The organism is Streptomyces auratus, assembly GCF_050433025.1.
Taxonomy (GTDB): Bacteria; Actinomycetota; Actinomycetes; order Streptomycetales; family Streptomycetaceae; genus Streptomyces; species Streptomyces sioyaensis.
Window position 1 is genome coordinate 3,941,712 of record NZ_JBNGCB010000003.1, and the last position, 25,729, is coordinate 3,967,440.

Sequence of the window (25,729 nt, forward strand, 5' to 3'; positions counted from 1 at the left end):
TTCCACCTCTCCACATCGGCGCTTTCCGGCAGGTCCCCGGGCGTCTACGGGTTCCGGGGCCATGCGGCGGGTGCCGGCACCGAGGCCGGGTCCCGCGGCCGTGCGGCGGGCGGCACCGAGGCCGGACCGCAGAATTCCAGCGTGCCGTCCCGTCTCCAGCGGCCGAGCCGGCCCGAGGCCAGCACCGGCGCGGTGTCCTCCGCCAGACAGGCCCCGTCGGCGCTGCGAATGCTGCCGTAGGGCAACGCGGGCCCCGTGGCGTGGACTTCACCGGTCTGTCCGGTCGGCACGGGGCTGCCGGCCGGGTCCACCACCTGCACATGGACACCCGGCACCGGGCGGCTCGCCCCTGGATGCTCCGGCCAGGGGTTGTCGGGACTGAATTCCCGTACCGTCCACGGCATCGTGCCGTCCGCAGCGGCGAACTCCACCCACAGCGGCGCCCGGGGCAGCACCTCGAAGTGCCGATCGATCACCGTGCGCGGACAGGGGCCGCCGATCAGCACGGTCAGCCGCGGGGGCACCGGGTGGGAGGCCAGGGAGGGGGACTGCAGAAGCAGCCCGTATTCGTCCGGGCCGAAGACCGCGGCGGCCTTCCGCTTCGGGGCCGGTGAGCAGGTGAAACCGTCGTAGCGGGACGGCACATGGAGCGTGCCCCCGCAGGCGAACGCCCACCACATCGCGGGCAGCGTCGTCGTGCGGACGGGAGGATGGTGCACGATCACCCCGTCGTGCGCACTGCCGGCCCGGCGGATCCTGGCGGACAGCGCCAGCTGCCATGCGCGATGGTCGGTCAGATAGCCGCCGACCCCCTGGCAGTCCACATCGGAGACCAGCAGGTAGGCGGCCTCGGTATGCCCGGAGCGCGGCAGCGCGGGGTCCGGTCGCTGGACGGCGATCTTGCTCCAGGTGGCCGGGTCGTCCAGCACCCACGACATACAGCGGTAGCTCCAGACCGGCCGCGTCACGGTGCTGCACAGCACCGCCTGGGCCCCGCTGACCTCGATGATCCGGTCGAGCCGCGCACCGCGCGACGCCGCGGGGACCGGTACGCACACCCCTCCCGCCTTCAGCACCGCGAGCTGGCCCACGACCGCCTGCCGGTGATCGCCGCAGTGGACGACCACGGGGTCGCCCAGCTGCACTCCGCCGCGTACCAGCGCCGACGCCAACTGCTCGGCCCGGGTTTCGGCTTCGCCGTAGGACAGATGGTGCTGCCCTTCCTGGACGGCTCTGGCCATCGGGAACCTGCGGGCGATGCTGGTGAACATGCCGTCGAGGGTGAGCGGCAGAGTCTGCGGAAGCCGCCGGCGGTACGGTCTGGGTTCCACCTGTCCGAGCCTGCTGCCGTCGGACAGTGTCTGTTGGTCGGACAGTGTCTGTTGAGCGACCACTTCGTCCCCCTTTCGTGCCGGCCCCCACAAAAGAACCCGAGTGACTTCCGCGCGGAAATCCTGGTGCGCAGTCGTGGCCGCCCCGGCGGCAGAGGCCGGGAACGGGAGCTTCCGCCGGCCGCGGCAGAAACGGCCGGACCGGCGCGACCTCGGACGAGCTGCCGCCCGAACCCGGCAACGGTGTCCGCGTCGGCCGCAGCCTTTCCCACCGGGACGAACCATCGGCCGACCGCCAGCTTCGCCGCACGTTTTGGACGCGGACAAGGCCGTTTGCCGGGAACTAGGAGAATTGCTGGTAGTCCGGTGGCGTGGGGCGGATGGTGCGGCGGTGTTCGTACGAGGCACGGGAGGCCCTGATCGCCCCGACCGCCCTGACTGCCCGACCGCCACGATCCTTGCCGATCGAGGCGGCCCCCGGCCCGGATCGCCGCGGCGGTAGTGGCGCGGGACTCAGCCCGCGGCCTTCTCGTCCTCGGGGGGCGGGGGCCTGCGATGGGCCTGCGGAGGTGCCCCAGGGCCTGCCGGAAATCCAGCCGGAGGTCGGAGGGGCTGTCGAGCCCGCAGGCCCGGCCCCCGGTCGATGCCCTGGCTACCTGGCTACCTGGTCCCTGGCTTATTTGCCCCGATCTGCTCCAGAACTGCCGCGGGGCGGGGCCCTGGCCCCTCTGACACCCCTCAGCCACCGCCACCGCCGAGATTATTCTTGCGAGGAAAACCCGGCAACGCTGAGGAATTCCATGGTCGATGACGCGCACTCCTCCTCCACCCGCGCTCCTGCGTCCTTCTCCGCGGCGTACGACGCCGTACTGGCCGCATGGCCCGTCCCCGTCGAGCCGGTGGACGTCCGTACGGACTTCGGGACCACACGCGTCAACGTCTGCGGGCCCGCGGACGCCCCGCCGCTGGTGCTGCTGCCCGGCGGCGGGACGACGTCCACCGTGTGGTACGCCAACGTGGCCGAACTCGCCGCCACACACCGGGTGTACGCGCCCGACATCCTCGGCGATGTCGGCCACAGCCCGGCCGACGGCCCGCGGCCCGTCAAAAAACTTGCCGACCTCATGGACTGGCTCGACACGCTCCTGAGCCACTTCGGCATCGGCGCGGCCGACATGTGCGGCTACTCGTACGGTGCGCGGATCGCCCTCGGCTACGCCCTGCACGCCCGGGACCGGGTACGCCGTCTCGCCCTCATCGACCCCAACAACTGCTTCGCCGGTATGAAACCCGGCTACCTCCTGCACGCGCTGCCGCTCCTCACCCGCCCCACCGCCGCCCGCGCCCGCGCCCATATCGCCTGGGAGGCGGGCGGTCTGCCGCCCGACGCGGCCTGGCGGGAGGTGTACGCCCTGGGCGCGGCCCGCACGCCGCGCGCGAAGGTGGTCATGGCGCGTCGCCCGCCCGCCGACCGGCTGCGCGAACTCACCGTCCCCACGCTCGTGCTCCTGGCCCGGCACAGCAAGGTGCACGACATCGAGCGTGTGCGGGCCGGGGCAAAGGAGCTGCTGCCGGACGTCGAGTGCGCGGTCATCGACGAGGCCTCACACCACGGCCTTCCGATGGCGAACGCGAAGGAAATCAACCGTCGGCTGGGGGCGTTCTTCGCGGGCGGGGCTGAGAACTCGCGCAGATAGGCAGATAGGGCGTCTGCTCATGGGCGCAGGTAAGGGCGGGCCTTCCCGCGGTGAGTCCTCCATGCTTGGCGGCTCGGACTACGTACGGTGTAGCGGCGTCGGCGAGGTCGAAGAAGGCGTCACTCATGGTGAGTCGACGCTCGTAGCATCGGGTGAGGCAGTGGAAGGCGTTGTGCCAGGCGTGGGTGCGCTCCACGTGCCACCGTCGACTTTCCTGACTCGGTCCTTCTCTCCTTTGCGCGCAATCCGGCCGCGCAAGTTGCGGCCGTCGAGCAGGGTGCGGTGCAACGCGGCAGGGCCTGTCCCGGCCCTGTGGGCGGGTGATCAGGGGCACAGCCCGTCGTCGGGCCGCGGGGACGGTCAGGCTGCCGGCGCGAATGCGGTGATGGCGTCGACGAGGTCGGCCGGGGCTTCCAGCGGGATCAGGTGACCGGTGTGGGGGACCACCACGAAGTCGGCTTGGGAGAGGTAGGGCACCAGGTTGTCGCGGAGCACGCCGACGGGCTCCACCTGGTCGTATTCTCCGGCGACGACGAGAGCGGGCACGCTGACCATGCGCGTGTGCTCGGTGATGTCCTGCGCGATGCCGCGCTGCGGCCACTCGGTGCGGGCGGCGTCGGTGACGGTCCGCGAATCGGTCACGATCTGCGCCTTGACCGGAGCGGGCAGCTCGGTCGCGGTGAGGACGTGATCCCGTGCCCCGGCCACGGACTCGGCGGAGTCGTAGGCGTGCGACAGGGCTTCCTGGTACTCGGGTGTGACCTGTGCGGCGGGCTTCGCCGGGCCGGAGCCGACGAGAACGATGCCGCGCAAGCCGGCGGGCCGGGTGGCCGCGACCAGCTGTGCGACCTTACCCCCCATCGAATGCCCCACCAGGACGTAGTCGGTGACGACCGCATCCGCGAGCACGGCGAGCGTGTCGTCGGCGAGCTGACCGAGCGTATAGGGACCGGGCAGAGCGCTCGACCGGCTCCACCCGCGGAAGTCGACCGTGAGCACGTCACGGCCCGCCAGGCGGTCGACGACGAGGTCCCAGGTGCGGGCAGAACCACCCCAATAGTGCAGGAACACCAGAGTCGGCCCGGTCCCCGGCCGATGGTCGTAAGCGGGCAGAAGCGTCTGCTGCGTCGTGTTCATGATGGCTCTTCCGGTCGATGCTCCAGGCGATTTCCCTGTGTATGCATTGAAACTTCTGCACCCGGACGGGGCATCGGCGTGACTGGTCGCCCGATGGTGAAAACTGGACACGTGAGCGTGATCCGGCAGATGACCTACCAGCCCGCAGGACGCCGCGCCGCCTCGGTCGAGACGATGACGTTCGGCCGCCTTCGCGAGCTGAACGACGGCGGCACGCAGCGCGCCGACTTCCACGTCCTTGCGGTCATCGACGCCGGACCCGGCTCAGTCACGGTCGATTTCCACCTCCACCCGCTCCAAGATCGGTCCGCGGTGTGGATTCCCCCCGGCGCGGTGCACCGGTGGGACGACATCGCCGAAGTGGCGGGGCACCTCGTGCTGTTCGTGCCGACCGCGCCGGTCACCCACACCACCCGAGAACTCGTCGCGTCCCCGGACCTGGCCGCGCACTGGAGCATCCCCGACGCCGACTGGCCCTTCGTCGACACGGCGCGCAGCCATCTCCTCCTCGAAGCATCCGCCCCACCCCCCAGTGACTCCTCGACGGAGCTGCCCGAAATCCTGCTCTCCGCGCTCATCACCCGGCTGCACCCACCGCACGCCGAAGCACGGCTCACACATCCGGTGTTCCGGTTGTTCCGCTCCAGCGTCGAGGCGCACTTCCGGCAACACCACGACGCCGGCTACTACGCCCGTGCGCTGGGATACGCGCCCCGCACCCTCTCACGAGCGGTGCAGCAGGCCACCGGCCGCACCGCGAAGGCGTACATCGTCGAACGGATCACCCTGGAAGCCAAACGGCTCCTCGCACACGACCGCCTCACCGCCGCCCGCTGTGCCGACATACTCGGCTTCTCCGACGCATCCCACTTCTCGGTGTTCTTCCACAAGGCCACAGGCAAACGCCCGGGCGCGTGGCAGGCGACGGTGGCCGCCGAGTGAGGAGGTGCCCACAAGAACACTCACATCTGTGATCACGTGGCGTCACAACCCCGTGATCACCGGAACTCCGCGCTCGCCTCTCTGTATCGGTGCGCCACCGTGCCTACCCGCGCGACCTCTTAGGGTCTTTCGTTCGGATCATGTCGGGCTCGTGTGCCCCGGCACGGTGGGGGAGACTCTGCTTCAGGGCTCCCGGCGGCGCCCTAAGTCCGAGGGTTCCGCAGCGGCGTACGGGGGAGTACCTGCCGTGGGGTCGAGTTCTTCCGACGTCACGAAGGGGGCATCATGGGCGCCAGTTGGGCGGGGTTGTTGATCGCCATGGTGGGTGTGGCGGGAACGCTGGGGGCCGCGCTGCTGACACAGAACCGGGCGGACCGCACCAAGCGCATGGAGCTCCAGGCCGCCACTGAACAACGGCGCGAGGAACGCGGCCATGCCGAGGAGTTGCTCCGGGCGGAGCAGGCCAGACAATGTCAGCGCGAGAGCCTCGAACGGCGGCGCACGTGCTACATCACACTGAACACTGCCTCACGCCAGTACCTGACGGCGATGACGAGCTATCTCTACGCGCTTCAACGCAACGAGGACGTCGACACGTCCCTCAAGAATCTGGAGGCTGGCAGGCTGGCCTATCGGGACAGCTACGCGGAATCCCAGATGGTCGTTCCGGACGCGGTGTTGCGCGCCTCCAGCACGGCGAAGAGGCGTTTGAACGCCGCGTACGGCAAGGTCAGGAAGTACGGAGCGGCGCCCGCCACATACGCGGAAGAACTGGCGGCCCTGGAGGGTGAACTCCGTGAGGAAGTCTGGCCTTACCTGGGGGCACTGAGGCACTCGATGCGCGCCGATCTGGGCGTCGGCGAATAGGCAGTCTCGTGTGAATCAGCAGGGGTCGTGGGCCCGGGCGTGCCATTGACTGACACGCAGTGGGCGCGGATCGAGCTGGGCTCAGCCTGATGCCCTCGTCACTGACCCACCCTTCCGTCAATGCACTCGCGCAACAGGTCGGCGTGCCCGCAGTGACGGGCGTACTCGTCGATCCTGTGCACCATCAGCTCCCGGATCGCGATCCCGTCCTTCCCCACCCGCTCGCCCAGGTCCGGGTGTTCGGCCAGCGCGGCGTCGGTCGCCGCCTGCTCACGCTCCAGATCGACGTACGCCGCGTCGACCACGGCCTGTTCGGCGACAGCTCCGTCGAAGTCCGCGTCACGCTTGCCGTACAGCTTCGGCAGCGGGTCACCGTCGCTGATCCAGTTCCGCCAGTCCCGTTCCACCTCGACGAGGTGCCGCACCAGGCCGAGCAGCGACATCGTGGACGGCGGCACCGACCGACGGGCCAGCTGCTCCGCATCCAGGCCCTCGCACTTCATCCGCAGAGTCATGCGGTAGCCCGTCAGGAAGTCCTGCAGCGTCGCGAGCTCGCCGTCCGGACTGACTCCTTGGTCGCGGGGGTCGTCGTCCGGATCGGTCCACATGTCGGGGTAGACGGTCGCCTTGGTCCATCGTGCGGGTTGCTCACTCATGCGCGGCATGTTCGCCTCTGACGGCCCCAGTTCGCTACTTAGTTTCGCTTCGAGGTGACGCCATGGTGGCATCAAGATGCGGTGCCGGTCTCGACGACGAGACCTCCAGCTGACGGCGGGTCAGCCGCCAGATCCGGTCCACACCGGTCTCGGCCGGGGCGAGGCGCTCGGCGGGCCGACGGAGGTGTTCGGTGAAGCCGAGTCGGGCCGGGACGGCGCCGCTGGTGCGGTTGGCCCGGTCATGGACGACCTCGACGAAGTCGACGCCGGGGAGGCGGAAGGCCTGCTCGATCAGGGCGCGGGCGGTCCGGGTGGCCACACCACGGCCGGTGGCGCCAGGGTGCAGCCAGTAGCCGATCTCGCGGCCGTTGCCCGGGACGTCGTCGCGCCGGAACAGTCCGCAGGCGCCGACGATCGCCCCGTCCAACACGATCGCGTGGGTGAACTCCTCGCCGCTCGCCCAGCGCTCCGGGCGTTGGGCTACCAGGGTGCCGGGCCCAGTCGATCGGCACCGACGCCGGCGGCGCCCGGACCCTCGACGCCGGCGGCGCGGTGCTGCTGCCCGGCCTGATCGACGCCCACGTCCACCTGCACGGCCCGGACTTCCTCGACCAGCTCGCCGCCCGGGGAGTCACCACAGGCCTGGACATGGCGAACTCACCCGAGCAACTGGCCTCGCTGCGCCCCGTACCCGGCACCAGGTCGGCCGAAGGTGCGGGTAGGGGCTGAGTGCTACCCCCAGTACCCGAGGTGCACCGCGGCAGCCTCTTCGTAGAGGTACGGCCCCGATACCTCGACTGTGTTCCCGCCGGCCGCGAAGATCTGACGGCAGGGGAGATCGAGCTGCGGCTCATCGGGGTCTGCCCCGGCGAGGACATTCAGATCCGTCGCCGCAAGCGCGTAGACCACCCGGCGGATGCCGCTCCAGTAGATCGCGCCCGAGCACATCGCGCACGGCTCGGTACTGGTGTAGAGCGTGGCCTCGGCGAGCTGATCCGGCGTCAGCGTGCGCGACGCCTGCCGGACCAGGTTCGTCTCTGCGTGGCAGGTGACATCGTGCTCCGTGATCACGGTGTTCTCGGCGGTGAGCAGGACACTCCCGGTCGCGTCGGTCAGCAGCGCGCCGAACGGATGGTTGCCGTGCTGACGCGCGCTGGCCGCGAGGTCGATGGCCGCCAGGAGGTGAACCCGGTCCTGGTCGGTCGGTGTGTTCGAAGCTGGTTGCATGACGTGCTCCTCATAGGCGGTGTGAAGCTGGACGGCGAAGCTGCCGCGGGCCGGCCGTGGGGGTGTCGCTCGCGCTCAGCCCGGCGGTGGTGTGGTGATCAGTTGTGGTTGCCTCTGGTTCGGTCCCGTGTCGGCGCGCCGCTCGGTCCGGCGGTGTCAAATCGCAGCGGGCCGACGGACCGGTTCGCGGACTTGGCGGGAGGCGTCGTCCAGGCGACGGCTCCCGCAGGCCGCTAGCTGCCCAGCGATCCGGTTTCTCCGGTCGTGGTGGGTGGGCCCGCGGTCACATTTCTGTGAGCAGTCGGGTCAGGAGATCGCCCATGCGGGAGGCCGAGTCGCGTCCGGCCCGCAGGACCTCTGTGTGGTCCAGGGGCTCGGCACCCATTCCGGCTGCCAGATTGGTGACCAGGGACAGTCCCAGGACCTCGGCGCCGGCGGCGTGGGCGGCGATCGCCTCCAGGGCGGTGGACATGCCGACCAGGTCCGCGCCGAGGGTGCGCAGCATCCGGATCTCGGCCGGGGTCTCGTACTGCGGGCCGCGCCACTGTGCGTACACGCCCTCGGTCAGTGTCGGGTCGATCCGGCGGCACAGCTCGCGCAGTCGGCGCGAGTACAGGTCGGTCAGGTCGACGAAGTCGGCGCCGTGCAGCGGGGAGGCGGCGGTCATGTTGAGGTGGTCGCTGATCAGCACAGGCCGGCCGGGTCGCAGGTCCGCGCGCAGTCCCCCGCAGCTGTTGGTCAGCACCACGGTGCGGCAGCCGGCGGCTACCGCGGTGCGCACCCCGTGTGCGACCGCGTCGGTGCCCCGCCCCTCGTACAGGTGGGTGCGGCCGAGGAAGACCAGAGCGCGGCGGTCGCCGACCGGGACGGAGAGGATCCGGCCGGCGTGTCCGGCGACTGCGGACGGTGCGAAGCCGGGGACGTCGGTGAACGCGAGGTCGTGTGTCGGGGTGCCGAGCGCGGCTGCGGCCAGGCTCCACCCGGAGCCCATGACCAGTGCGACATCGTGCTGGGCGACGCCGGTCAGCTCGGCGATGCAGACAGCCGCCTGCTCGGCCGTGGGGGTGGGGTTGCAGGCGGGGGTAGCGGTCTCAGTGGGCGTTTCGGTGGTTGTGGTCATCTGGGGTCGGTCTCCTATCGGTACTGGGCATATCGGTACTGGGCGGTGCGTGGCCCCGTGCCCCGCAGTCGGCCTGGGTCGTGTGTTTTGGGTAGGCGATGCGTGGTGTGGTTCAGTGCCCGGTGGGTGCCATCACGGCGGCCGGACGGTCAGCCTCGGGCGCCAGCCTCTCGGCCTGCTCGGCCGTCGGCGGCTTGGCCAGCGTGACGGCGGCGATCAGCGCCAGCACCAGCAGGCCGAACCCGGCCCACATGGCCTCGGCGTACGCGGAGTGCCCGGTCTGCCCGTTGTGCGTTCCTGCGGTGATCAGTGCGGATGACAGCGCGATGCCGAACGAGGCGCCGAGGCCGATACAGGCGCCGTTCAGCCCGGCCAGCGCTCCCTCGGCCTCCGGCATGGCCACCACGGAGTAGCCGTTCAGTGCCGTCATGCTCAACCCGTTGTAGGTGATGCCGAGCAGAGCGAGCATGGCAAAGACGGTCCACCGCGAGTCCAGAAAGGCGCAGGCGACGGCGAAGACCACCAGAGTGCTGGTGCAGCCGATCCGTATCGCGCGATTCCATCCGAGCCGCGGGCCCATCCAGCCGGCGATCGGGGCGCCGATCACACCGATGACCTGGGCCGGGGTGGAGAACAGCAGCGCCGAGGTGAAGGAGGACATCCCGAACCCGGCGTGCCTGTCCTGGGTGAACAGCGGAATGGTCAGTGCGAGCGCGGCGAACGCGCCGCCCAGCGTCAGCGCCGAGGTGACCAGCAGCGGCCAGGCGCGGCGGGAGCCGAGCAGGCTGAGGTCGATGAGCGGCTTGGTGGTCCCGGTGCGCCGTGCGCCGCGCTGGGTGAAGCCGAAGACCGCCAGGGCCGCGAGCCCGCCGAGCAGGCAGACCACCGTGGGTGCGGAGGCCCAGCCCCAGCTCTGGCCCTGGGCGAGGCCGATCAGAATGCCGGACAGGCCGATGCAGAGCAGCGTGGCGCCGCCCCAGTCCATCCGTCCGACGGACGGGGCCGGAAGTTTCGGCACCACGAAGATCACCGCGAGGATGCCGATGACGCTGACCACCAGGCTGGCACCGAAGACGCCGCGGAAGCCGATGGTGTCCGCGATCCGTCCGCCGGCGATGGCGTCCACTCCGGCGAAGCCCCCGTTGACCGCGGTGATGACTCCAGCGGCCCAGCCGAACCGCTCCCGGGTCATCACCTGGTTCAGTGTGAGGAAGGCCAGGGGGAAGTTGGCAGCAGAGAAGCCCTGCAGAACTCGGCCGGCGAGGAAGCCCTCGACGTTGGGAGCGAAAACGCAGGCAAGGTTGCCGACCAGCAGCATCGCGCAGGCGAGCAGCATCATCTGCTTGCGGCCCCGGTAGTCGCTGAGCCGGCCCAGAGTGACCTGGCTGAGCGATCCGAGCAGGAAGAACAGCGTCTGCGAGAGTCCGGCAGTGCCCGGGGTGGTGTGCAATTCCGTGATCACATGCGGCAGGGCCGGACTGATCATGGTGGCGTTGATCTGGTATCCGAGGACGGCCAGCACAAGAGCGGTCAAAAGCCCGAACTGGCGCCCGGCGGAACGGCCAACGACTGGGCTCGTCAGCGACATGACGGCGCCTCCACCTTCGTAAGGGGAATGGGGATTGCGAGCGGCAACCTCGTTCTCTGGGGCCACTTGTCAGACAAGCTGCCTCGCGAGACACTTCTAACCTGAGTGCGAGGGATGCGTCAAGACGCGGAGGAGGTGCCGGTGGCTGCCAACCAGCCCCGACGGCGACCGGTGGTCGTGCTGTACGAGCGGATCGTGGAAGCCATTCACGAGGGCGTCTACCCGCCGGGTTCACCGATGCCCAGTGAGCCCAAGCTCGCCGCGGACCTGGGAGTGAGCCGGCCGGCACTGCGCGAGGCGCTGATCCTGCTCCAGGAGGACGGCGTGCTCGACGCACGGCGCGGTGTCGGCCGCACGGTCAACCACCCGCCGCAGCGCGGGTTCGAGCAGCTGCGCCCGATGGAACAGCTGCTCGGCGGCGGACGGCCGGTGCGGGCAACCGTGCTGCGGCACGACATCGTGGAGCCGACGGACTTCTCCACCCAGCACCTGCTGCTCTCCGCCAAGGACCGGGTCCCGTTCTGGGAAGCTGTACTGGAGCTCGACGGCCTGGCCTGCTGCCTGGCCCAGGAGTGGGCAGCCCCCCAGGAGAGGCTGCGCGAGCTGCTCCCCGAGCTCGCCGATGCGCTGAGCGGGCCCCCGACGCCGCCGAGCTCCATGCTCAAAGTGCTCCTGGAGGTGGGGCGGGAGCTGCCGCTGCGCGGCTCGGCCACGATTGTGGCCTCCATGCTCGGGCAGCGCCGCGGCCAACAGCTCGCACGCCCCGCGGACACCCCCGCCATCCTGGCCACGCAGGTCGTACAGGTAGGGCGGACCCCAGTACTGGCAGCCAAGTACATGCTGCCCTCCGGAGCCCGCGCCCTGCCGGTACTGCAGGCCCGGTGAAACGCAGCGGCAACCCGCCGGCCGTCACCATCTCCCGCTGAACTTGTCTGACAACTCGCTCCTGCGTGGTCGGCCGTGCACGGCACCTTGATGGCCCGAACCGGGCCGGGCGGGCTATCAAGGGACCGCGTGTTGACGCAGGCCGGCAACCAGGACGTCTTCCACGTCAGACGGAGTGGGTTCCAGGGGCCGTTGAAGAAGCTCAAAGCCGGGATCGGCTTCACCCCGGTTGTAGGTCAGCTACTCGACTACCTGAAGGAAACACAGCTGGGTGACGACGGCCCCGGAGCCGACGAGGTGGCGAACCGGATGCAGGAGGCACGCTCAGCCCCCTGCCTACGCTGCGCCAGCGACACAGTCGATCTCGCCGATGCTCTCGCGCGTCGGGTCTGGAGCGTCCGGCCCACCGACGGCAGGGACGATCGCAGGGCCGAGCACCGAGAGATGTGGGACCTCCTGCGTCGCTTCACGCTTAGGGGCCGGGTGATGTCGCGGCCCCGTCGTCGCCGGGCCGCCTCTCAAACCCCGTAGGCCCGAAGCCCCCTGCATTCGCGCCGAGTTCCGCCCGTGCGAGGTCTCACGGTTTCGACCGCGCGGGAGAAGGATCTGCGGCCGAGGGCGCCCCGCAACACGGAATATCCGGTTCCGCGGAGAAACCTGACGGCCCATCAGTACGATCACGGCCGTTGAATTCTGCACCTCCGCCCAGGTGTTGTCTCGTTCGTTGCTTGATTCGCCGGTGCAACTTGATGATCCGTTCGTCCCTGCCAGCATGTGGCGGCGCGGGCCGACCGTCGGCGCGCCGGCTCACAACCCTCTGCGGCCCGGCCCCGGAGGGGAGCCGAGACGAACCAAGGAGTGGAACATGTCGCGTCCCACCCGACGCCAGGTGCTGCACGGCAGCGCTGCGGCCCTGGCCGGAGCGGCGCTCGCCGCACCGGTCGCCTTCGCCGACGCCGCTGCCGCCCGCCCCGCCGACAGCCACGGGCAAGCAGCGGGAGACCGACCCTCCGGTGGCCACGAGATGCCGGAGCCCTTCGACGAGATATATGAGGGCCGCCACATAGAGGGCTGGCCGGCAGACGAAGAAGGTGCACAGAGCGGAGGTCACCACAGCAGCGGAGCGCATGCGGGGCACCACGCCGGCCAGGCCGGCCCGCACGACGGCATGGACTTCGTCGTCCGCATCGACAACGACGACCTCCATGTGATGCGGAACGCCGACGGCACCTGGATCAGCCTGGTGAACCACTACGAGACGTTCACCACGCCACGCGCCCTGGCGCGCGCCGCCGTCCGTGAACTCCAGGGCGCTGACCTGGTCCCCGTCGTCACCGGCTGAGGCCCGCCGCTGACCGTCCCCCCACCGAGGAGTCCTCGACATGGCAGTCCGGAAGAACCAGGCGGACCTCACCGCCACCGAGAAGCGGAACTTCGTCGACGCGGTGCTGGAGCTCAAGCGCAGCGGCCGCTACGACGAGTTCATCAGCACCCACAACGCCTTCATCATCGGTGACACCGACGACGGAGAGCGCACCGGCCACCGGTCACCGTCCTTCCTTCCCTGGCACCGCAGGTTCCTGCTGCAGTTCGAACAAGCCCTGCAGAGCGTCACGCCGTCGGTCATGCTTCCCTACTGGGACTGGACCGCCGACCGCACGCCCCGCAGCTCCCTGTGGGCCGACGACTTCCTGGGCGGTGATGGACGGAGCGGCGACGGCCGGGTGACCTCCGGGCCGTTCGCCTTCGGCAGCGGCAAGTGGCCGATGAACATACGGGTGGACGGCCGGACGTTCCTGCGCCGCTCGCTCGGGACCGGGGTCCGCGAACTGCCGACGCGCGCCGAGGTCGACCGGGTGCTCGCCATGAGCGTCTACGACGCCGCCCCCTGGAACAGCTCCTCCGACGGTTTCCGCAACAACATCGAGGGCTGGCGCGGCCCGAATCTGCACAACCGGGTGCACGTCTGGGTCGGTGGGCAGATGACCACCGGGGCGTCGCCCAACGACCCGGTCTTCTGGCTGCACCACTGCTTCATCGACAAGCTCTGGGCCGACTGGCAGGGGATGCACCCCAAGTCGGGCTATCTGCCCACCGGCGACACACCCGACGTGGTCGACCTCCACGACACGATGAAGCCATGGAACGACGTCACGCCGGCGGACATGCTGGACCACACCAAGTTCTATAACTATGTGTGACAGGTCCATGACATTCTTTGCCCATCCAGGACCGTGAAAGGTGCCTGATCGCGGCTCCGTCCGGGCCGGACCGTGACCGTGGGCCCGCCTCCTCCGCCGCCCAAGGTCGCCCCGACTGCGCGGTGCGCACGGGGTGCGGGCTCTACGGCCCTTCGGGCTCTGCGGGCACGGCCGCTCGCCGCGGTGCGTGGCCGTGCCGGCGGGGGAGGCCCGGACGGTAAGGGGAGGCCGGGACGGGCCCTCAGCTTCCGCGTTTGACGCGTCCGCGGACGGCAAGTGCGGCAAGTCCCAGCAGCACCGGTTCGGTGAGCCGGGAGACCATCTCGGTATACGTGCCCCAGGGGGTGAGATCCTGCCCCGAGGACCGGAACAAGACGGAGTTCAGAACGACCCGCAGGGACTTCTCGAACCGCTCCCCGGTGAACCGCTCGCCCACGGGAAGGGTGAGGTGAGGTTCGGCCTTGTCCATGACCATCCGTATGGAACCGCCGCCCTGCACCCGTCTGACCTGCTGCTGCGGCTCGGTGTCGGGGAGCCCGAGTCCCATCATCAAAACCACCGTGCCGGCCATCGCACAGGCGAGCCACCCCAGTGCGCGGGACGCACGCAGCCCGTAGCCGGCCAGGAGCCAGTACGCCTGGAGCAGCCACCGCTCGGCGCGCCGCCAGGTGTGGCTGTGGCGGCGCATCTCCATCTCGCCGTAGTAGAAGTCGGCGGCCCCGGGCTGGTCCAGGGCGTCTTCGCGGGCCTTGCGGAGCTGCCGGTAGAGGGAGGTCAGGGTGGCCAGTCCCGGGACGGTATCGGGGTTGTCGGGGGCCGCTCCCCAGCCCTGCCGGGCCGTTGCGCCCCGGCCCGGCAGAGCACGCCACTGCCGTTCCTCTTCGAGGACCAGTCGTCGTGTCCAGGAGCGTGGCACCCCCCGGTGCCACCGGAGACCCCTCGGAGACGCGCCGAGCCGCCAGTTTCCTTCGAGCCCGAGCTGGTCGAGGTGGTGCGCGCCGGCGAAAACGCAGCCGCGGAGGTCTACATCGGCGACGGTGAGCATCGCCGCGTCCACGCCGCGCAGGGAGACGATCGACGCCGTGTGGTCCGCGCCGTCCGCGCGCGCCGCCGCCGGCTGCCGCAGCTCGGTGGCCAGGTCCGTGGAGATCCGGCAGGGGTGCAGCAGCACGGCACCGGTCAGATCGATCGCGGCATAACGGACGCTGAGGGCTACGGGTCCCTCGCATCGTGCCGCTCGCGCATCGACCCGGGACGCCGCCAGCGCCAACCGCAAGGGGCTCCTGAATTCCGCCTCGGACAACGACAGCGTCCCGTCACACGTCACAGGACCCACCCAGTCCGCGCCGAACACGCCACGGAGGAATACGGCATCCCCGGTGAACCGCGCCCGCTCCAGCCACAGTCTGCCCTCGATCCGTACCCCGCCGAACCACGCCGTCCCGCCGAACCACGTGTCGGCGAAGCCCGCGTCGTCGCTGATGTGTGCCCCGCCGAACTCGGCAGGGCCGGCAAAGCACGCCCCCTTGAACCAGGCGCCGTGCCGGAAGCGAACGCTGCCGAAGTCCGCCGAGCCCTCGAACCCGGTCCCTTGGAAAGAGGCCGGGCCCCGGAACTCCGCGCGGGCGAAGGACGCACTCTCCGCGAACCGCGCCTGCGCGAAGAGCCCGGCACCGAATACCGGATACCCGTCCTCACCGGTGACGCCGGCGAGCACCGCCGCCAACAGGCCGTCGTCGAAGGTGACTCCCCGGCAGTCCACGTCCGCCCCGGCAGCCAGCCGCGCGAGATAGACCGCACGGGCACCCGCCGCCAAGTGCGCCAGGCACCTGGCCCGCCCGCCGGCTCGGACGCCCCGGCACCCCACCGGGTCGGCGTCCGTTGCGCCGGTGCCGCAGTGGTTCCATTCTGGTGAAGTCGACTCCATGGCTTGATCTCAACAGGCACCGCGTGTGGTGCGCAGCCACTTTCCACGTCCCGCGCGCGCTCAAGAAGGTCCGTGCTCCGGCTACGTGATACGACCCGCCGCCCCGTCGGCCGCCCGTCGCCCACCGCTCTTGGTCGAGGACCGTGCCTGTCCTGGGCCATCGAACCCGTGGGGGTGCCAAGGCACCTTGGGTGGTGGGACGTCGGTCAGCTGAGGTAGTGCGCGCGTCCCTCGTCGTCGAGCTCGAAAGAGCCCTCGGGGATGATGCAGAACTCATTGCCCTCGGGGTCGGCCATCACCAGGAACCCGCCGTCGGCGTACTGCTCCAGCCTGCGCCCGCCGAGCGCCTCGACCCTCTGCTGCTCGGCGGCCGGGTCGGGTGATGTGATGTCGAAGTGCATACGGTTCTTGCCCGCCTTGGGTGCGGCCGTCTGCTGAAAGCCCAGGCCCAGGCCGTTCTCGCGCCGCAGCCATACGTACGGTCCCGTGCGGCCCACGACCGGCCTGCCGAGCAGCTCGGACCAGAACGCGGCCAGCCGCTCGGGGTCGCTGGCATCGACGATGAGGGCATTGATCCGCATAGGTGAGTCCGCCATGCCCTGATCCTCTCAGGGCAGGCAAGGCCGCGCACGGCGCTGCCGGCTGCCCGGGCGGGCCGGCATTCTGCCTGGTGTCGGCCGTGCGCTTCAGTGCGACGCCAGGTGTGTTTCAACTAGAGTGGGGCCTGGAGGTGATCCTGTGCCCAACGAGCAGGACGAGCTGTTCGCATCGGTCGACGCGCTGCTGGAGCAGGTGGCGGACCAGGACGCGCTGCCGGATCCGGCGGAACGCCGGCGGCTCCGTGAGGCGGGCGGCTTGAGCCAGGATCAGGTGGCGCGTGCCCTGTCGGTACGGCGGGAGACGGTGACGAGCTGGGAGGTGGGCAGGACCGAGCCGCGGCCGCCCAAACGCGCCGCATACGCCCGGCTCTTGGAAGGCCTCGCCGCCCGCTACCCCGCAGACCCCACCACGGCCGACCGTCCCGCGCCGACGGTGCCGGAGGCCTCCGTGCCGACCGCGCCGCCGACCGTCGCCCCCGCACCCGCCATCCCGGCCCCGGCCGCCCCGGAGCAGACACCGGCCCCGGCTGCCGCCGGCGCTGCGCCCCGCCCGGCCGACCACAGCGAGCCGCCGTCCCCGTCAGGGCGACCGGCCGTGAAGAACACCCCGCCGAAAAACGGACTCCCGAAGAAAACCCCGCCGAGATACGCCTCACCGAAAAACACCCCGACGAAGAAGCCGGCCGATGCCCCGGCCGGCACCGACCCGCGCTTCGCCCACGGACCGCTGGGCGTGCTGGACGAGGACGGTTCGCTGTATTGCGTCGGCGGCCTGGTCCTCGACTGCCCGGCCAAGACCCTCCCGGCGCTGGTCGAATGGACGCTGTCCGAGGCGAAGCTCGGTGCACCGCGCCTGCACCGGTCCGGCAAGGACGCCGACCCGCTGATCGTGCTGACCGCTGCGGCCGCCGAACGCCTCGGTCTGCCGGCCGAACTGGAGGACCGGCGCGGTCTGCGCCTGCCCGAGGACCACCAGGTGATCAAGCAGCTGGCGCGTGCCGAGTGGAAGCTGACCCGGCGCGGCTTCGGTCCCTGGGCACGCATCTACCGTCCCACGGAGGGCGGCAGACGCCAGTGCGTGCAGCTGGCCGTCCTGCCGTGGGGCGCACTCGATGAGCGTTCCTGGGGTGCCACGGGGCAGCTGCCGCCGGCCGACGTCGCCGCGGTCCTCGGCTCCTACGCCCAGCGCGTCATCACACCGCTCGGTTCGACCGCCGTATGCGGCCTGGAACTGATGACCGCGCTGCGCCCGCCGACCCGCGCCGTCAAGAACGCGTCCGGATCCTGGGAGTCCGGTCCGATGCCGGGCTCGCTCACGGAAGCGGTGGATCCGGCGCCGCCCGAGGCCCCGATGGAACATCCCGTCGTTGCCGCCTGCTACCCCCGCTTCCACGAACGCACCCCCGACCAGGTCGTCGACGAGGAGGCGTACGACTGGTTCCGCCCCCTCACCGACGAGGAGTGCACCGCGGGCTACACCCACGCGGTCGGCCTCGATGTGAACATGGCGTTCGCCGCGGCCGCCAACCGTCTCGTCGTCGGCCTCGGCCCCGCCACCCATGAGAAGCGCCCCGACTTCGACCCGAAGCTGCCCGGTTCATGGCTCGTGGATCTGTCCCACGTCGACCTCGACCCCCGCCTCCCGTCCCCGTTCACTCCGAAGGGCATCCGCCCGACCGGACCGGCCTGGTACGCGACCTCCACCGTCGCCTACGCCGTGGAACTCGGTGCCCGGGTGCAGCCGGCAGAGGCGTATGTCCGCCCTGAGAGCGGCGCCTACCTCGACCCCTGGTACACCAGACTGCGCGACGCCTACCTGGCCACCATGGCCGACCTCGGCGTCACCACCGGCATGACCGACGAGGACTTCCTCGCCGCCATGGCCCGCCACAAGAACGTCGACCCGGGCCGGGCTGCGGTGCTTTCCGCCATCAAATCCAGCGTCAAGGGCGGCATCGGCAAGCTCCGCGAACGCCCGCAGAGCGCGAAGCACAAGCACGGTGAGCGCTGGCCGGCCCTGGAACGCCCGACGTGGAGCCCGCACATCCGGGCGGAGCTGATCGGCAAGGCCCGCACCAACATGCATCGCAAGATGACCAGGCTCGCCGCCGCCGGCCTGTTCCCCGTGGCGGTGCTGTCCGACTGCGCCGTGTACCTCTCCCGCGGCCCCTCGCCGCTCGACTTCCTTCCGTACACCCCCGAAGGCAAGCCGGTGCCGGGCGGGTTCCGGCTCGGGGTGTCCCCTGGCATGGTCAAGCACGAGGGCACCCAGGATTTCCTGTGGCTGGCTTCGATGATCGAGGACGAGCAGATCAATCCCGCCCGGCACATCAAGGGCACCGACGCCGCCGCCGACGGAGAGTAGACCAGCGCGATGGGCATCATCCAGGACAGCCTCGACAAGGCCGCGGAGCACACCACCACCCGACCCATCCCCAAGTCGGGGCCGGCGCAGATGCGGTTCCTGGTCAAGACGGAGAAGGGCTCCACCAAGGCCGTTGCCGAACTGCTCGGCATCTCGCAGCGTACGGTCGAGCGCTACGTCAAGGCGCAGATCAAGCGGCCCCGCAAGGACCTCGCCGCACGTATAGAGCGGGAGGTCCGCAAGCGGTGGCAGCCGCGGGTCCGCGAGCGGGCGAAGAAGCGGGCGGCGACCACCGACGGCATCGTCATCGAGACCCGGGCCCGCTTCGGCTTCACCGCCGCCCCCGGCTCGACCGACGACGGCCGGATCCGCCTGATCACCCAGGCCCTGCCGCCCGCCTACGCGGCCCGGCTGTTCGACGCGCAGGCCGCGGGCGCCGCCGAGCAGGAGCTGCAGAACATCGCCGCCGAGGGCCTGCAGGAGATCTACTTCAAGGACCGCGGCCGCCGCGCCGACGGCCTCCTGGTCGAGTTCACCGACATCGACTACGTAGAACTCGACTACTGATCCTTGTGATCCCTGCATGTGCGAGGCCGTGACACTGAGCCGAAGCGCAGTAGTTGTCACAAGGGCAGGCTTGACGTCGTCAGTGCCAACCACGGGGCCTCATTTCGGGATCCGCAGGGGTGGGCTGTCACGAAGTCCGGATCGGATCATCTGGAGCAGGCCGCCCGGAGAAGCGCTCAAGCGGATCTCCGGCCGGCGACAGCTGGCGGCGTGCGACGGTGATGAAGTCGTTCTGCGCTGCTACCACATGCCCGCGCAGAACGAGCCAGCTCTCCTCTGGAGTCAGGCCCCGCCTGACGATGATGTGGAATCGCCATATCTGCTCGTCAAGGGCGTGCGCGGCTTCCGCGATGTCCCTGTCAGCAACGAGGTTCACCATGCTCAGGGCCTCGTTCCAAGGCCGCCAGTCGATGGTGGTGGGGAGCACCACGCCTTGCGGGACGGAGTCGGGGCGACTGACGGCGCGCTTCGCGTCCCGAGAGCTCTCCCAGGGCTCCGGGCGGGCCCCAGGGGCACGGCCGACAGGATCGGCACAGCTACGGGACGACGTGCCGGAAGTCGGTACCGCATCGCGACGAGGGTGTGCCGGAGGAGGACAATCCCCTCATGACGAGCTCTGCACCGGACTCCCGCAACGATGGCGGCTATCTTCTCGACAATGCACAGCCCGAGGCGGGCACCCGCTTCGATGCGCTCAGCGAGCTCTTCGACCCCACCACCTTCCGGCACATCGAGGGCCTGGGGATCGCTCCGGGGTGGCAGTGCTGGGAGGTCGGGGCGGGCGGCCCCTCGGTAGTGACATGGCTGGCAGACCGGGTCGGGCCGACCGGTCGGGTAGTGGCGACCGACATCGACACTTCCTGGGCCTCTCGGGCAGCGGGAGGGGCCATCGAGGTGCTGCGCCACGACGTGGGCCGGGACGAGCCGCCAGGGAGCGGCTTCGACTTCGTCCACGCCCGGTTGGTGTTGGTGCATGTGGCCGACCGGGAACGTGCCCTGCGCGCGATGGTCGGCGCACTCCGGCCGGGCGGGTGGCTGCTGCTGGAAGACGCTGATCCGGCATCGCAGCCGCTGATCTGCCTGGACGAGTACGGGCCCGAGCAGGCATTGGCCAACAGGCTGCGAGCCGGATTCCGCTCGCTGCTGACGGCTCGCGGTGTCGACCTGGCCTACGGACGCAAACTCCCCCGGCTGCTGCGGGAGGCGGGGCTGACCGATGTCACCGCGGACGCCTACTTCCCGATCACGTCTGCGGCCTGCGACGTCTTGGAGGCCGCGACGGTCGGACACGTGCGCGACGGACTGGTCGCGGCAGGCCTCGCGACGGACGAGGAAATCAATCGGCATCTCGCGAACGTCACTTCGGGACGGCTCGACCTCGCTACCTCCCCGATGATCTCTGCGTGGGGCCGCCGTCCATGAGGGCCCGCCGGCCCGGCCCGTCGCCAGAAAACTCCCCCCACGGTGTCCGCAAGGGCCTCGCTCACGCGCCTACGTAGGCCGCGAGGTGCTCGCCGGTGAGGGTGGAGCGGGCGGTGACGAGGTCGGCGGGTGTGCCCTCGAAGACGATCCGGCCGCCGTCGTGGCCGGCGCCGGGGCCGAGGTCGATGATCCAGTCGGCGTGCGCCATGACCGCCTGGTGGTGCTCGACGACAATGACCGATTTGCCGGAGTCGACGAGCCGGTCGAGCAGGCCGAGCAACTGCTGGACATCGGCGAGATGTAGGCCGGCGGTCGGCTCGTCGAGGACGTAGACGCCGCCCTTCTCGGCCATGTGGGTCGCCAGCTTGAGCCGCTGCCGCTCGCCGCCGGACAGCGTGGTGAGCGGCTGCCCGAGGGTGAGGTAGCCGAGCCCGACGTCGGCGAGCCGGCCGAGGATGCGGTGCGCGGCCGGCGTGGGCGCCTCGCCGGCGCCGAAGAACGCCTCGGCTTCGGCCACCGACATCGCAAGCACCTCGCTGATGTCGCGGCCGCCGAGGTGGTGGTCAAGGACAGAGGCCTGGAACCGCTTTCCGTCGCACTCCTCGCAAGTGGTGGCGACGCCGGCCATCATCGCCAGGTCGGTGTAGAGCACGCCGGCGCCGTTGCAGGTGGGGCAGGCGCCCTCGGAGTTGGCGCTGAACAGCGCCGGCTTCACACCGTTGGCCTTCGCGAACGCCTTGCGGATCGGGTCGAGCAGTCCGGTGTACGTCGCCGGGTTGCTCCGTCGCGAGCCGCGGATCGCGGTCTGGTCGATCGATACCACACCGGCGCCGGCGGCCCCCGACTGTTGACACAGCGACCCGTGCACGAGCGAGCTCTTGCCGGAGCCGGCGACCCCGGTGACGACGGCCAGCACCCCGAGCGGGATGTCGACGTCGACGCCGCGCAGGTTGTGCGTCGTCGCGCCGCGGATCTCCAGCGAGCCGGTGGGCGTGCGCAGCGTCCCCTTGAGGGCGGCCCGGTCGTCGAGGTGGCGTCCGGTGACGGTGCCGCCGGTCCGCAGCCCCTCCACGGTGCCCTCGAAGCAGACGGTGCCGCCCGCCGTACCGGCGCCGGGGCCGAGGTCGACGACATGGTCGGCGATCGCTATCACCTCCGGCTTGTGCTCCACGACGAGCACCGTGTTGCCCTTGTCCCGCAGCCGCAGCAGCAGGTCGTTCATCCGCTGGATGTCATGCGGGTGCAGGCCGATGGTGGGCTCGTCGAAGACGTAGGTGACGTCGGTGAGCGAGGAACCGAGGTGGCGGACCATCTTGACGCGCTGCGCCTCGCCGCCGGACAGCGTGCCCGACGGCCGGTCGAGCGAGAGGTAGCCAAGCCCGATCTCCACGAAAGACTCAAGGGTGTGCCGCAACTTGGCGAGCAGCGGCGCCACCGATGGCTCGTCGAGGCCGCGGACCCATTCGGCCAGATCGCTGATCTGCATCGCGCAGGCGTCGGCGATGCTGATCCGCTTGATCTTCGACGACCGGGCCGCCTCGCTGAGCCGGGTGCCGTCGCATTCGGGGCAGCTGGTGAAGGTGACCGCCCGCTCCACGAACGCCCGGATGTGCGGCTGCATCGCCTCCTTGTCCTTCGACAGGATCGACTTCTGGATCTTGGGGATGAGCCCCTCGTAGGTGAGGTTCACGCCCTCGACCTTCACCTTGGTCGGCTGCCGGTAGAGGAAGTCCTGCATCTCCTTCTTGGTGTACTTCCGGATCGGCTTGTTCGGGTCGAGGAGGCCCGACTCGGCGTAGACCCGCACGGTCCAGAAGCTGTCGGACTTCCAGCCGGGGATGGTGAACGCGCCCTCGGCGAGCGACTTGGAATCGTCGTAGAGCTGGGTGAGGTCGATGTCGGAGACCGTGCCCCGGCCTTCGCAACGGGTACACATGCCGCCGGTGCGGGTGAAGGTCACGGGCTTGGCCTTGGTGGCGGCGCCGCGTTCGACCGTGATCGCGCCGCGCGCCCGGACGGAGGCGACATTGAACGCGAACGCGTTGGGCGAGCCGATATGTGGCTGCCCGAGCCGGCTGAAGAGGATGCGCAGCATCGCATTCGCGTCCGTGGCGGTGCCGACGGTGGAGCGCGGGTCGGCACCCATCCGCTGCTGGTCGACGATGATCGCGGTCGTCAGCCCTTCGAGCACATCGACCTCGGGCCGAGCCAGCGTCGGCATGAAGCCCTGCACGAAGGCGCTGTAGGTCTCGTTGATCATCCGCTGAGACTCCGCGGCGATCGTGCTGAACACCAGAGAGCTCTTGCCCGAGCCGGAGACGCCGGTGAACACCGTCAGCCGGCGCTTGGGAATCTCGACGCTGACATCCTTGAGGTTGTTCTCGCGCGCGCCGTGCACGCGGATCAGACCGTGGCTGTCGGCAACGTGCAGCGCAGGCGACTGCGTATCCGTCCTCGCGGCTATGCTCATCGTGTCTCCCTCTGTCGGGCGGCCGCCTTGGCGGCATCCGTCGGCGTCGCCTGGCTCGATTGGGCCAGCTTAAGCAGTACGTCCGGTTCTCTTTCGCTGCGGCCCGTGGAGCTTTGCGGCCCGGCCCCGCGGCGCGCCGGGCTGAGCCTGCAAACCCATCAGCGGTCGTCGCGCACCAGCTCTCGGTCGGACAGCTCGTTCACCTCGCGCCAGGCCTGGATGCGGCGCCGGGAGATGCGGACCCAGCGGTACGGCGTGGCCGGCTCACACGGGTGTCGCGACGATGCTGCGAGCGGGGCGGAGGGCCGGTACTCATCGGCGGGCCGGAACTGACCGGCGGGCCGGCACTCATCGGTCCTGAAGCAGACCGAGGACGTTGCCATCGGGGTCGGTGACGGTGGCCACCAGGCGGCCGCCACCGACGTCGCGCGCGGGCTCCTTCAAGGTGGCACCCGCGGCGGTCAGCTCGGCCAGCTTCGCCTCGATGTCCGGCACGTGCCAGTAGGCCACCGGTGAGGTCATGCCCTGACCTCCACCGCCCGGTACCAGCCCGATGTGCTGACCCGCGACATCGAAGCCGACGTAGTAGGGCTCGTCGGCCTGCGGCGGTACGCCGAGCAGGGCGGTGTACACCTCCTTGGCCGCCGCCAGATCGGAAACGGGATGCAGCACGGTCTTGATTCCCTGAGTGGAAGAGCCGGTCATGGTCACTCCTGAAGTCGTGGGTCTGGGCGGGGTGGTCTGGTTCGAGACGAACGGGGAAGGGCGGGGAAGAGTGGGGAAGAGCGGGGAATTCGGACATCGACCGCCCGATCGCCCCAGATGGCGGGTTGGCCGCTGTCTTAACCGGGCGGGGCCCGGAGAAGGAAGACCATCGGGACCACCTCCGGGCGGTCGTAGGAGAAGGCCAGGGATGCGTCCGGGGCGTCGTGCGGGAGGAAACCCGCGTGAGGGATGTCCATGGCGGTCACGCTAGCGCCCTGAGCCAGGGATTCGTCGTTGCCTGTGGATAAGTCGTGCCGGCAGCGATTCGCGGTTCCGAGGAGTGCCGTCAGTGGCGGCCGGTGACGGACGGGCATGCCCCACACAAAAGGAGCCGGGCACGCCCCACACAAAGAGCCGGGCATGCCCCGCACAAAGAGCGGGCAAAGAAGCGGCCTTCGCCGAGTGTGTGCGCTGCGCATCCCCTTGGCCGGGGGAGGAGGGCAGTCATACGGGACCGACCGTCGCTTCCAGGGTTTGCGTCCGCCTAACCCTGCGGATTCCATCGTCCAACGAGCCTTGTGAGAGCGGCTCGTTGAGTGTCAAGGTCACCGGTGTCGCAACCTGACCATCTCCGACCCTGACGCATCCTGCACAGCCACACCGCGCTCACGGACACCACGGACACCCGAACCCGCCACCCGTCACCGACGCCGACCGCCCGCCACCCGCGGCCGATACCGACCGCACACCGGGAGGCAGCGTGGCCGCCACACCCCGGACGCCCGCTGGAGGGGGTGGCCGCCGGCCCCCGCTGCCCCCCACCGAATGTCCGGCGCCGCCGCCCCAGGAGGACCCATCGCCGCGCCCGCCACTCTGCGCCGACCGGTCACCGAGGCGCTCAGCCACGGCCTGAACACGGTGCCCGCCCCGGTGCTCGTCCTGGGCGGAGTGCTCGGACTCCAGGGCGGTGCCGCGTTGACCACCAGCCTGTACCCGCTCGTGGGGCCGGCGGGCGTCGTCGCGCTCCGTCTGGTGCTCGCGGCCGTGCTGCTGGTCGCCCTATGGCGCCCGGGATGGCGCTGGGACCGCAGGACGTGGAGCCTGGCTCTGGGCGCCGGCACCCTGATCGCCGTCCATCACCTCAGCTACTACGAGGCGGTGGACCGGGTCCCGCTGGGCGCGGCGACGACGATGGAGTTCATCGGTCCGTTCGCCCTCGCGCTCGCCGGCTCCCGCCGGCCGGCCGACATCCTCTGGGCCGCGCTGGCCGCCACCGGCGTCGTACTCCTCAGCCGCTCCGGCGTCCCGATGAACGGGATCGGCCTCCTCTTCGGCGTCCTCGCCGGAGGCTGCTGGGGCGGCTACATCCTCGTCGGAAAGCGGCTCGCAGCGCATCTGCCGGACGGCCGCGGCCTCGCGCTCGCCGTGAGCTGGGGCGCGCTGCTGAGCCTGCCGTACGGCATCCTCCAGGCCGGCACACGGCTGCTCGACCCGGGAACCCTGGCCATCGCCTTCGCGGTCGCCGTCCTCTCCAGCGTGCTGCCCTACTCCTTCCAGATGGCGGCACTGCGCCGCCTGCCGCCGGGCGTCTTCGGCGTGCTCACCAGCCTCGAACCCGCGGTGGGGGCCGTCATCGGGCTGTCGTTCCTCGGCCAGCACCTCGCCCCGCAGCAATGGACCGGAGTGGCGGCGGTGGCGCTGGCCTCGGTCGGCACCGTCGGCCGGGGAACGCGCGAGGCCTGACCCTCCACGCGCAAGCGACGCCCACGAAGCACATACGGGAGCGGAGGCTGCCGAGCGAGCGTACGCCGTCCGTCTTTCCTCCCCGAGCGGAGACAACGCACACCTGACACCAGCGCCTATCCGACTCCGTAGTGCACCGGCGAGCCGAAACAGGCACTGGCGTCCGCAGGGTTATTGCTCCTGAGAGCGGACGGAGGGAGACACATTGCAGGAGACAGGAGAAGGATCGCCCACCGAAGCGGAGGAGTTCCATCCCCGCATCCGCCACGGTGCGGCAGCG

Annotated in this window: 23 protein-coding genes and 2 pseudogenes; 12 read left to right on the top strand and 13 right to left on the bottom strand. The window is 70.2% G+C overall.

Going from position 1 to position 25,729, the window contains the following annotated elements:
* Positions 1-44 precede the first annotated feature (44 nt).
* Positions 45-1,331: an AMP-binding protein gene (locus tag BKA18_RS36355; RefSeq protein ID WP_366048163.1), complete on the bottom strand. Its 1,287-nt coding sequence runs from the start codon at positions 1,329-1,331 to the stop codon at positions 45-47.
* A gap of 800 nt (positions 1,332-2,131) precedes the next feature.
* Between BKA18_RS36355 and BKA18_RS36360 the strand changes: the two genes are divergently transcribed.
* Positions 2,132-3,028, top strand: coding sequence for an alpha/beta fold hydrolase (locus tag BKA18_RS36360; protein ID WP_366048164.1), 897 nt, complete (start codon positions 2,132-2,134; stop codon positions 3,026-3,028).
* Between the two features lie 17 nt (positions 3,029-3,045).
* On the opposite strand, the pseudogene BKA18_RS36365 reads toward BKA18_RS36360, so the two are convergent.
* A pseudogene (locus BKA18_RS36365) lies at positions 3,046-3,310 on the bottom strand (IS5/IS1182 family transposase); the annotation flags it as partial.
* 78 nt (positions 3,311-3,388) lie between these two features.
* Positions 3,389-4,165 carry an alpha/beta fold hydrolase gene (locus BKA18_RS36370; RefSeq protein ID WP_366048165.1) on the bottom strand — a complete coding sequence of 259 codons (777 nt, stop codon included), beginning with the start codon at positions 4,163-4,165 and terminating at the stop codon, positions 3,389-3,391.
* 111 nt (positions 4,166-4,276) lie between these two features.
* Between BKA18_RS36370 and BKA18_RS36375 the strand changes: the two genes are divergently transcribed.
* Positions 4,277-5,107, top strand: coding sequence for a helix-turn-helix domain-containing protein (locus BKA18_RS36375; RefSeq protein WP_366048166.1), 831 nt, complete (start codon positions 4,277-4,279; stop codon positions 5,105-5,107).
* A 285-nt stretch (positions 5,108-5,392) separates the two neighbouring features.
* Positions 5,393-5,974: a hypothetical protein gene (locus tag BKA18_RS36380; protein ID WP_366048167.1), complete on the top strand. Its 582-nt coding sequence runs from the start codon at positions 5,393-5,395 to the stop codon at positions 5,972-5,974.
* Positions 5,975-6,072: 98 nt separating this feature from the next.
* Here the strand turns inward: BKA18_RS36380 and BKA18_RS36385 are convergent, their stop codons facing one another.
* Together BKA18_RS36385 and BKA18_RS36390 are read right to left on the bottom strand one after the other, a co-directional pair.
* Entirely contained in the window at positions 6,073-6,639 is a 567-nt protein-coding gene (locus tag BKA18_RS36385) for a DinB family protein (protein ID WP_366048168.1), read from the bottom strand.
* Between the two features lie 25 nt (positions 6,640-6,664).
* Complete coding sequence (locus BKA18_RS36390) at positions 6,665-7,117, bottom strand: GNAT family N-acetyltransferase (protein ID WP_366048209.1); 453 nt, start codon at positions 7,115-7,117, stop codon at positions 6,665-6,667.
* A 65-nt stretch (positions 7,118-7,182) separates the two neighbouring features.
* On the opposite strand from BKA18_RS36390, the gene BKA18_RS36395 reads away from it, so the two are divergent.
* Positions 7,183-7,359 carry a hypothetical protein gene (locus BKA18_RS36395; RefSeq protein ID WP_366048169.1) on the top strand — a complete coding sequence of 59 codons (177 nt, stop codon included), beginning with the start codon at positions 7,183-7,185 and terminating at the stop codon, positions 7,357-7,359.
* 3 nt (positions 7,360-7,362) lie between these two features.
* Here BKA18_RS36395 and BKA18_RS36400 read toward each other — a convergent pair whose 3' ends face one another.
* From BKA18_RS36400 to BKA18_RS36410, 3 genes are all read right to left on the bottom strand, one after another.
* Entirely contained in the window at positions 7,363-7,857 is a 495-nt protein-coding gene (locus BKA18_RS36400; RefSeq protein WP_366048170.1) for a nucleoside deaminase, read from the bottom strand.
* A gap of 283 nt (positions 7,858-8,140) precedes the next feature.
* Positions 8,141-8,977: a purine-nucleoside phosphorylase gene (locus BKA18_RS36405; RefSeq protein WP_366048171.1), complete on the bottom strand. Its 837-nt coding sequence runs from the start codon at positions 8,975-8,977 to the stop codon at positions 8,141-8,143.
* 112 nt (positions 8,978-9,089) lie between these two features.
* On the bottom strand, positions 9,090-10,565 hold the full coding sequence (locus BKA18_RS36410) for an MFS transporter (protein WP_366048172.1): 1,476 nt from the start codon (positions 10,563-10,565) through the stop codon (positions 9,090-9,092).
* Positions 10,566-10,706: 141 nt separating this feature from the next.
* Between BKA18_RS36410 and BKA18_RS36415 the strand changes: the two genes are divergently transcribed.
* The 4 genes and pseudogenes from BKA18_RS36415 (at position 10,707) to melC2 (ending at position 13,651) form a co-directional block, all read left to right on the top strand.
* On the top strand, positions 10,707-11,450 hold the full coding sequence (locus BKA18_RS36415) for a GntR family transcriptional regulator (RefSeq protein ID WP_366048173.1): 744 nt from the start codon (positions 10,707-10,709) through the stop codon (positions 11,448-11,450).
* Between the two features lie 195 nt (positions 11,451-11,645).
* A pseudogene (locus BKA18_RS36420) lies at positions 11,646-11,981 on the top strand (hypothetical protein); the annotation flags it as partial.
* 334 nt (positions 11,982-12,315) lie between these two features.
* Positions 12,316-12,792, top strand: a complete 477-nt coding sequence (gene melC1, locus BKA18_RS36425; protein ID WP_366048174.1) for an apotyrosinase chaperone MelC1 — start codon at positions 12,316-12,318, stop codon at positions 12,790-12,792.
* Between the two features lie 40 nt (positions 12,793-12,832).
* Positions 12,833-13,651, top strand: a complete 819-nt coding sequence (gene melC2 / locus BKA18_RS36430; RefSeq protein WP_366048175.1) for a tyrosinase MelC2 — start codon at positions 12,833-12,835, stop codon at positions 13,649-13,651.
* 241 nt (positions 13,652-13,892) lie between these two features.
* Here melC2 and BKA18_RS36435 read toward each other — a convergent pair whose 3' ends face one another.
* A complete protein-coding gene (locus BKA18_RS36435; protein WP_366048176.1) occupies positions 13,893-15,578 on the bottom strand; it encodes a pentapeptide repeat-containing protein in 1,686 nt (561 codons plus the stop codon).
* Positions 15,579-15,784: 206 nt separating this feature from the next.
* On the bottom strand, positions 15,785-16,174 hold the full coding sequence (locus BKA18_RS36440; protein WP_366048177.1) for a VOC family protein: 390 nt from the start codon (positions 16,172-16,174) through the stop codon (positions 15,785-15,787).
* Between the two features lie 142 nt (positions 16,175-16,316).
* Here BKA18_RS36440 and tap point away from each other — a divergent pair, with 142 nt between their 5' ends.
* On the top strand, positions 16,317-18,542 hold the full coding sequence (gene tap, locus BKA18_RS36445; protein ID WP_366048178.1) for a telomere-associated protein Tap: 2,226 nt from the start codon (positions 16,317-16,319) through the stop codon (positions 18,540-18,542).
* 9 nt (positions 18,543-18,551) lie between these two features.
* On the top strand, positions 18,552-19,109 hold the full coding sequence (tpg, locus tag BKA18_RS36450; RefSeq protein WP_358919861.1) for a telomere-protecting terminal protein Tpg: 558 nt from the start codon (positions 18,552-18,554) through the stop codon (positions 19,107-19,109).
* Between the two features lie 127 nt (positions 19,110-19,236).
* On the opposite strand, the gene BKA18_RS36455 is transcribed toward tpg, so the two are convergent.
* Positions 19,237-19,536 carry a hypothetical protein gene (locus BKA18_RS36455; RefSeq protein ID WP_366048179.1) on the bottom strand — a complete coding sequence of 100 codons (300 nt, stop codon included), beginning with the start codon at positions 19,534-19,536 and terminating at the stop codon, positions 19,237-19,239.
* Positions 19,537-19,715: 179 nt separating this feature from the next.
* On the opposite strand from BKA18_RS36455, the gene BKA18_RS36460 reads away from it, so the two are divergent.
* Positions 19,716-20,531 (top strand): methyltransferase domain-containing protein, encoded by an 816-nt coding sequence (locus tag BKA18_RS36460; RefSeq protein WP_366048180.1) that lies wholly within the window; start codon positions 19,716-19,718, stop codon positions 20,529-20,531.
* Positions 20,532-20,592: 61 nt separating this feature from the next.
* Here BKA18_RS36460 and BKA18_RS36465 read toward each other — a convergent pair whose 3' ends face one another.
* Positions 20,593-23,001 carry an ATP-binding cassette domain-containing protein gene (locus BKA18_RS36465; protein ID WP_366048181.1) on the bottom strand — a complete coding sequence of 803 codons (2,409 nt, stop codon included), beginning with the start codon at positions 22,999-23,001 and terminating at the stop codon, positions 20,593-20,595.
* A gap of 348 nt (positions 23,002-23,349) precedes the next feature.
* Positions 23,350-23,706, bottom strand: coding sequence for a VOC family protein (locus BKA18_RS36470; protein ID WP_366048182.1), 357 nt, complete (start codon positions 23,704-23,706; stop codon positions 23,350-23,352).
* Between the two features lie 825 nt (positions 23,707-24,531).
* On the opposite strand from BKA18_RS36470, the gene BKA18_RS36475 reads away from it, so the two are divergent.
* Positions 24,532-25,449: an EamA family transporter gene (locus tag BKA18_RS36475; RefSeq protein ID WP_366048183.1), complete on the top strand. Its 918-nt coding sequence runs from the start codon at positions 24,532-24,534 to the stop codon at positions 25,447-25,449.
* Positions 25,450-25,729: the final 280 nt, after the last annotated feature.